The organism is Kitasatospora sp. NPDC093806 (assembly GCF_040683335.1).
Taxonomy (GTDB): domain Bacteria; phylum Actinomycetota; class Actinomycetes; order Streptomycetales; family Streptomycetaceae; genus Kitasatospora.
Genome location: NZ_JBFBDO010000064.1, coordinates 40861 through 47928, shown reverse-complemented (window position 1 = coordinate 47928; position 7068 = coordinate 40861). Strand labels below are relative to the sequence as shown.

4 protein-coding genes and 2 pseudogenes are annotated in these 7068 nt (G+C 75.1%); 2 read left to right on the top strand and 4 right to left on the bottom strand.

The window, feature by feature from the left end; translation table 11 throughout:
* The 3 genes and pseudogenes from AB0N76_RS26110 to AB0N76_RS26100 all read right to left on the bottom strand — a co-directional run.
* Positions 1 to 264: pseudogene (locus AB0N76_RS26110) on the bottom strand (1-acyl-sn-glycerol-3-phosphate acyltransferase); the annotation flags it as partial.
* On the bottom strand, positions 261 to 1157 hold the full coding sequence (locus AB0N76_RS26105; protein ID WP_363560902.1) for a GNAT family N-acyltransferase: 897 nt from the start codon (positions 1155 to 1157) through the stop codon (positions 261 to 263). The gene AB0N76_RS26105 and the pseudogene AB0N76_RS26110, both read right to left, overlap by 4 nt.
* 377 nt (positions 1158 to 1534) lie before the next feature.
* Positions 1535 to 2923, bottom strand: a complete 1389-nt coding sequence (locus AB0N76_RS26100) for a serine hydrolase domain-containing protein (RefSeq protein WP_363560900.1) — start codon at positions 2921 to 2923, stop codon at positions 1535 to 1537.
* Between the two features lie 383 nt (positions 2924 to 3306).
* On the opposite strand from AB0N76_RS26100, the pseudogene AB0N76_RS26095 reads away from it, so the two are divergent.
* Positions 3307 to 4191, top strand: a pseudogene (locus AB0N76_RS26095) (chitinase); the annotation flags it as partial.
* Between the two features lie 148 nt (positions 4192 to 4339).
* Positions 4340 to 5653: a DUF3533 domain-containing protein gene (locus AB0N76_RS26090; protein WP_363560898.1), complete on the top strand. Its 1314-nt coding sequence runs from the start codon at positions 4340 to 4342 to the stop codon at positions 5651 to 5653.
* Positions 5654 to 5684: 31 nt separating this feature from the next.
* Here the strand turns inward: AB0N76_RS26090 and AB0N76_RS26085 are convergent, their stop codons facing one another.
* Positions 5685 to 7049, bottom strand: coding sequence for a M1 family metallopeptidase (locus AB0N76_RS26085; RefSeq protein ID WP_363560896.1), 1365 nt, complete (start codon positions 7047 to 7049; stop codon positions 5685 to 5687).
* Positions 7050 to 7068 lie beyond the last annotated feature (19 nt).

The window sequence follows — 7068 nt, the reverse complement described above, 5'->3', positions numbered from 1 at the left end:
CGGGCCCGGGCCGGTGCCGGGCCCCGGCTCGAACCGCACCGCCACCCCGAGCGCGCCGAGCAGCCCGCGCGCCCAGAACCGGGCCAGCGCGTGCCGCGGCCGGCGCGGCAGCAGCTTCGCCGGGACGGTGAGCGCCAGGCCCAGCACGAGCACCACCAGGAAGGTGCCCAGCCGCAGCACCCGCCGGGGGAGGGCGACGGCCGGGGCCTGCTCGGTCAGGCAGGTCGCCGGCGTGCACGGCGCGGTCGGCAGCCAGACGCTCATGACGAGGACCCGGCCCCGTCCGTCGGCCCGGCACCCGTCGACGCGGCACCCGGCGCGGCGGCCGGGGCGGCGGTGCCCACCCCGCCGACGCCGGACAGGAAGTGCCGCAGGTAGCGCGGGTCGGTCCGCTCCAGCGACAGCAGCACGTACAGGTCGGCGCAGTCGAAGTCCGCGTCGTGCGCGGGCGCGCCGCAGACCCAGGCGCCGAGCCGCAGGTAGCCGCGGAGCAGCGCGGGCAGCGGCGCCTTCTCGGCGCGCGGCACGCCGGTGGCGTCCCAGGGGCGGTGCGGGGCGACCCGGTACTCGGCGGGGGCGAGGTGCTTGGCGCTGACGGTGTCCCAGACCCGGGCGGCGGTGGCGCCGCCGTCGTCCAGCGGGATCGAGCAGCAGCCGCCGACCCAGGTGTTGCCGGTGTCCGCGAGGTAGCGGGCGATGCCGCCCCACATCAGGTTGATGACGGCGCCGTTGCCCCGGTGCTCGGCGGCTATGCAGGAGCGGCCGAGCTCGACCAGCCCGTCGCGCAGCGGGGCCAGGTTGCCGAGGTCGAACTCGCCGTCGGAGTAGAGCCGGCCGGCCCGGCGGGCGGCCTCGGGGCGCAGCAGGCGGTAGGTGCCGACGACGGTGCCGTCCTCGCCCTCGCGGACCAGCAGGTGGTCGCAGAACTCGTCGAACGGGTCGACGTCCAGGCCGGGGACGTCGCTGTGCAGGGTGGCGCCGAGTTCGGCGGCGAAGACCTGGTGGCGCAGCCGCTGGGCGGCGCGGACGTCGTCCTCGTCGCGGGCGAGCGCGACGGTGTAGACGGCCGAGGCGGAGCCGGCGGCGGAGGCGGGGGCCGGGCCGGGGGCCGGGCTCGGGGTGACTGCGGGCGGAGTGTACGTGGGGACGGTGCTCATGGCGGACCCTCCAGGGCAGCACGGACGACGGGCAGCCACGGGGGTTCCGTGGCACCGGTCCGGCCCGCGCGCTCGGCGGGCCCGCGAACCGGCACCCGTATGTCTCTCCAAGCCGACTGGAATCCACGTTGCGGTTCGGCGGAGCGCAGATGTGCACCTGCTGAATGGGGACACCTGACGTGTGCGGGACACCTGTTGGGCACCAGGACGCCGCCGAATCCTCCGCCGCGCGGGGTGGAAGCGGGGGCCGGGGTGCCGCCGTCCCCGGGTCGTCCCCGCGCCGCGAGACGGCGACCGCCCGGCCCCCGCCTGGTCGGGGGCGGGGACGGGCGGTCGGCGCGGCGCGGCGCGGGTTGCGCTACCGCTCGGGGCGCGGGTCAGAAGGTCTGCCAGCCCTGCGGGTCGAGGCCGCCCGGGATGGCCTCGGCCGGGCCGTACGGCTCCCGGGTGAGCACGAAGGAGCCGATGTCCAGGTGGCTGACCGAGCCGTCGGCGGCGTGCACCACGCGCAGGGTCTCGCCCGCGTAGTAGTCGTCGAGCCCGGTCCAGGTGCCGTCCGGCTCGGCCCGGAAGCGGGAGCCGCGGCCGAACTGGCCGAGCTGTCCGAGCGGGGCGAGCTCCAGCACCCGGTCGGCCCGCAGCCGCAGGGCGTGCGGGGCGGCGCCCCAGTACCAGGGGCCGGTGAGGGCGAGCAGCCGCTCGTCCACCTCTGGCAGCGGCCGCCAGGGCTCGGGGAGCCGGGGCTCGTGCTCGGCGGTGAGGGCGATCAGCTCGCTCGCGACCAGCGTGGTGCGGGTGCCGTGGGTGGCGTTGGCGAGCACGATCGCGGCCAGGCCGTCGGTCTCGCTGATCCAGAGCCCGGCGCTGAAGCCCGGCATCGAGCCGGCGTGCCCGTGCAGGATCCGGCCCTCGTGCTGGATGAGCTGCAGCCCGAGGCCGTAGGTCTCGCTCCAGTCGCCGGGCTCCGGGGCGACGGCGGGGCGGCGCATCTCGGCGACGGTGGCGGCGGACAGCACCTTCTCGTCCCCGCCGGTCAGGAAGGCGGCCCACTTCGCGAGGTCGGTGGCGGTGGACCAGAGCTGGCCGGCCGGGGCCATCAGGCCGGTGTCGGTGAGCGGCTCGGGCAGCATGACGTCCGCCCACGGGTGGACGGCGAAGCCGCCGGCGTGCGGGTGCTCGGGGAGCAGGGTGGTGCGGTCCATGCCGAGCGGTTCGAGGACCTCGCGGCGCAGCACCTCGCCCCAGTGCTCGCCGCGCAGCCGCCCGACCAGCGCGCCGAGCAGCGCGAAGGTGGGGTTGGAGTAGTGGTGCACGCGCCCGACCGGGTGCCGGCGCGGCCGCTCCTCCTCCAGGATGTCGGCGAGCGCGGGGCGCAGCGCGCCGTCGGTCCGCTCCCACCACGGCCCGGGGGTCTCGGCGGCCAGGCCCGCGGAGTGGGAGAGCAGCTGGGCGACGGTGGCGCCGTCGGCGGGGGTGCCGGGGAGGTGGCGCTCGACCGGGTCGGCGAGGTCGAGCAGGCCCTCGTCGCGCAGCCGCAGGACGAGCACGGCGACGAAGGTCTTGGTGATCGAACCGATCCGGAACTGCACGTCGGCGTCGGGCGCGTGGTCGTCGATCATGCTGCGGGCGCCGCTCCAGACCAGCCGGCCGTCCCGGACCAGGGCGCCGACCACCGCGGGGCTGCGGCCCTCGGACTGGGCGACGGCGAGCCGGTGCAGCAGCGCGCGGCGGGTGGTGGGGAGCAGTTCGTCGGACAGGTGGGTCATCTGATCCTCTGACGGGAGACGGCGGTTCGGTCGGCCGCGCCGGGGCACGGCCGCCCCCAACCTAGTTCGGCGCGACCCTCGCCTTCCACCGTATTTCCAGGCAATCCGCCCGTTGCCCGGACCGCCCGCCCGGCGCCGGACCGGACGTGTCGTCACCGACGCTTCGGGGGAGGATGCCTGACGCCGTCGATTGGTCCAGTCCACTTGACGGCCCCGTGCACCGCCGTCCCCGCACCGCCGTCCCCCACCTTTTCCCGGAGGCCACCGTGCATCACCGCACCCGCCTGCCCGCCGTCGGCGCCGCCACCCTGCTCGCCGCCACCGCCGCGTTCACCGCGCCGGCCGCGGCCCACGCTGCCGAACCGCCGGCCGCCACCGCCGCCGGCTTCAAGCAGGCCGCGCCCTACCTGTACAACGGCTGGGGCAACCCGCCGGCCGCCACCACGGTGATGAAGGCCACCGGCGTCAAGTGGTTCACCCTGGCGTTCGTCCTCGCCCAGAACGGCTGCAACCCCGCCTGGGACAGCCAGCGCCCGCTGCTCGGCGGCGTCGACCAGGCGACCATCAAGGCCGTCCGGGCCGCCGGCGGCGACGTCGTGCCGTCGATCGGCGGCTGGAGCGGCAACAAGCTCGGCCCCAACTGCGCCACCACCGCCGACCTCGCCGCCGCCTACCAGAAGGTGATCGACGCGTACGGGCTCAAGGCGATCGACGTCGACATCGAGAACACCGACGAGTTCGAGAACGCCGCCGTCCAGGACCGCGTCATCGGCGCGCTCAAGACCGTCAAGAAGAACAACCCCGGCCTGCGCACCATCCTGACCTTCGGCACCGCCACCACCGGCCCCACCTCCTGGGGCAACCGGCTGATCGAGCGGTCCAAGGCGCTGGGCGCGGACATCGACGTCTTCACGATCATGCCGTTCGACTTCGGCAACGCCTCCACCGACATGTACGCCGCCACCGTCAGCGCCACCGAGGGCCTGAAGACCAAGCTCAAGTCCACCTTCGGCTGGAACGACGCCACCGCCTACGCGCACATCGGCATCTCCGGAATGAACGGCCTCAGCGACACCGGCGAGACCACCACCGTGCGCAACTGGACCGCCATCCGCGACTGGGCCAACGGCCACCACCTGGCCCGGCTCGCCTTCTGGTCGGTCAACCGCGACCGCGGCTGCCCGGGCGGCGGCCAGCAGGAGACCTGCTCCGGCATCGCCCAGAAGGACTGGCAGTTCACCTCGATCACGGCGGGCTTCACCGGCTGACGGACCCCCGTCCGGCACCACCGGCCCGGCCCCTCCGTCCATGGGCCGGGCCGGTGGTGCCGGGCGACCCCGGCGGCGTGGCGCCACGGCCCGCTCCCTCGGCGCTCCTAGGGTCTGTGCGATCCGGCCGACCACGTAACGGAGCGTCATGCCCAGCCACCCCGAGCCGACCCTTCCCGAGCCGCGCCGGCCCGAACCGGCCACCGGCGTCCAGGCCCGCCGGGTGCTCCGCAACCCCAAGCTCTGGGTCGTCCCGGGCGTTCTGGTCGGCCTGCTCAGCCTGCTGATGTCGCTGCTCTACCTCGGCGGCATCCTCGACCCGCGCGCCGACCTGCACGACGTCCCCATCGCCCTGGTGAACACCGACCGCGGCGCCACCGTCGGCGGGCAGCAGCAGAACCTCGGCGAACAGCTCCTCACCGGCATCGCCACCGCCCCCGGCCAGGGGGACGCGGTGTCCTGGCGCCGGCTCGACGAGGCGACGGCGAAGGAGCAGCTCGCCTCCGGCAAGCTCTACGGGGCGCTCCAGGTGCCGGCCGACTTCACCGCGACCGTCGCCGCGCTCGGCGCCACCAGCGCCGAACCCGCCCGCCCCACCGTCGTCCAGTACACCAACCCGGGTGTCGGCAGCCTCGGCTCCTCGCTCGCCGCCCAGATCGGCCAGCAGGCCGTCCACCGGGCCTCGCTGCACCTCGGCGCCACCCTGGCCGCCCTGCCGCAGGCCCAGGGCGCGGGCAACGCGGCCCGGCTGCTGATCGCCGACCCGATCGCCGTCAGCACCACCCCCGGCCACCCGATCGGCAACCGCAGCGGGCTCGGCCTCACCGCCTTCTACTACACCCTGCTGCTGGTGCTGGCCGGCTTCATGGGCGCCAACATCATCGGCAACGGCGTCGACGTCGCGCTCGGCTACGCCGACAACGAGATCGGCCCCTGGCGGGCCCGCCACCCGGTGGTGCCGATCAACCGGACCAGCACCCTCGCGGTGAAGTGCGCGATGTCGGTGGTCCTGTCGCTGCTCACCTCGTCGCTGATCATGCTGGCCAGCGTGGTGATCCTGGACATGGACGCCGCCCACCTGCCGTTGCTCTGGGTCTTCTCGGTCTGCGCCACCAGCGCGGTCGGCCTCGGCGTCCAGGCGATCAACGCGGCCTTCGGCGGGCTCGGCCTGCTGATCAGCATGTTCGTCTTCATCGTGCTCGGCCTGCCGTCCTCCGGCGCGACCATCCCGCTGGACGCCCTGCCGTCGTTCTACAAGTTCCTCGCCCTGTTCGAGCCGATGCGCCAGCTCACCGACGGCGTGCGGGCCATCCTGTTCTTCGACGCGCAGGCCGACGCGGGGCTGGCCCGGGCCTGGATCTGGATCGCCATCGGGACCGTCGCCGCGCTGCTGTTCGGCTTCGCGATGACCCGCTACTACGACCGCAAGGGCCTGCACCGGGCCGTGCCCGAGATCGCCTGACCCCGGGCCCGGCGCCAGTGCGGAGGCTCCGTCACACCGGCAGCGGCGGCAGCTCCGGCCGCCACAGCCACGCCTCGAACAGCCCGTCCAGCGGGGCCGACGCGTACCCGGCGGCGTGCGCGGTGAAGTCCGCCGTGTCGACCACGCCGTGCCGGTGGAAGCCCGCCCAGTCCCTGAGCATCCGGAAGAACGCGGCGTCCCCGAGCGCCCGGCGCAGCGCGTGCACCGTCAGGCCGCCGCGCTGGTACAGCCGGTCGTCGAACATCAGCTTCCGGCCCGGGTCGCCCAGCCGCAGGTCCTGCGGCAGCCCGGCCAGCAGCCGGTGCGCGTCGGCCGCCCGGGCGGCGGCCGACGGCCCGCCCGAACGCTCCGACCAGAGCCACTCCGCGTACTTCGCCAGCCCCTCGTTGAGCCAGATGTGGCTCCAGTCGGCCACCGACACGCTGTTGCCGAACCACTGGTGCGCCAGCTCGTGCGCGACCAGCCGCTCCCGCTCCCAGCCGCCGCCCAGGTGGTTGGTGCCGAAGGTGGCCACCCCCTGCGCCTCCACCGGCACGTCCAGCTCCTCGTCGGCCACCACCACCGCGTACTCGCCGAACGGGTACGGGCCGAAGGCCTCCTCGAAGCAGGCCATCATCGCCGGCTGCCGCCCGAAGTCGGCCGCGAACGGGCCGGTCAGCCGCTCCGGCACGAACCCGGTCTGCGGCACCGCCGGCCGCTCGGCCAGCGCCACCGGCCGGTACTGCCCGATCGACACCGTCACCAGGTACGTCGAGGTCGGCGCCGCCTGCTCGTACACCCAGGTGGTGCTGGAGGCCCGGGTGGTCCGGGTCAGCAGCCGCCCGCCCACCACCACCGTGTAGGGCGACGGCGTGGTGACCGCGATCTGGTACGTCGCCTTGTCCGCTGGCCGGTCGTTGCACGGGAACCAGGACGGCGCCCCGACCGGCTGGCTGGCCACCAGCGCGCCGTCGGTCAGCTCCTCCCAGCCCAGCCCGCCCCACGGGCTGCGCACCGGCCGCGGATTGCCGGTGTAGTGCACCTCGACGGTGAACGCCGCGCCCGCCGCCAGCGCCTTGGCCGGCCGGATCCGCAGCTTGCCCGCCCGGTGGGTGTAGCGGGCGGCCTTGCCGTCCACCAGCACCCGGCCGATCCGGAACTCGGCCAGGTCCAGCGCGAACTCGGCCAGCGCGGTCACCGCGACCGCGCTCAGTCGGGCCGTGCCGCCCAGCCGGTTCGGGCCCGGCCGGTAGTCCAGCGCCAGTTCGTAGCGGTGGACGCGGTACCGGGGGTCCCCGCTGTTCGGGAAGTACGGGTCCGGCGCGGCGACCGGGGCCGGGGCAGTGGACCGCTGGGGCTGGTGGGGCTGGGGGGACTGGGCCGGGCGGGGGTTCACCGGGTCGTACGCTCCTGCG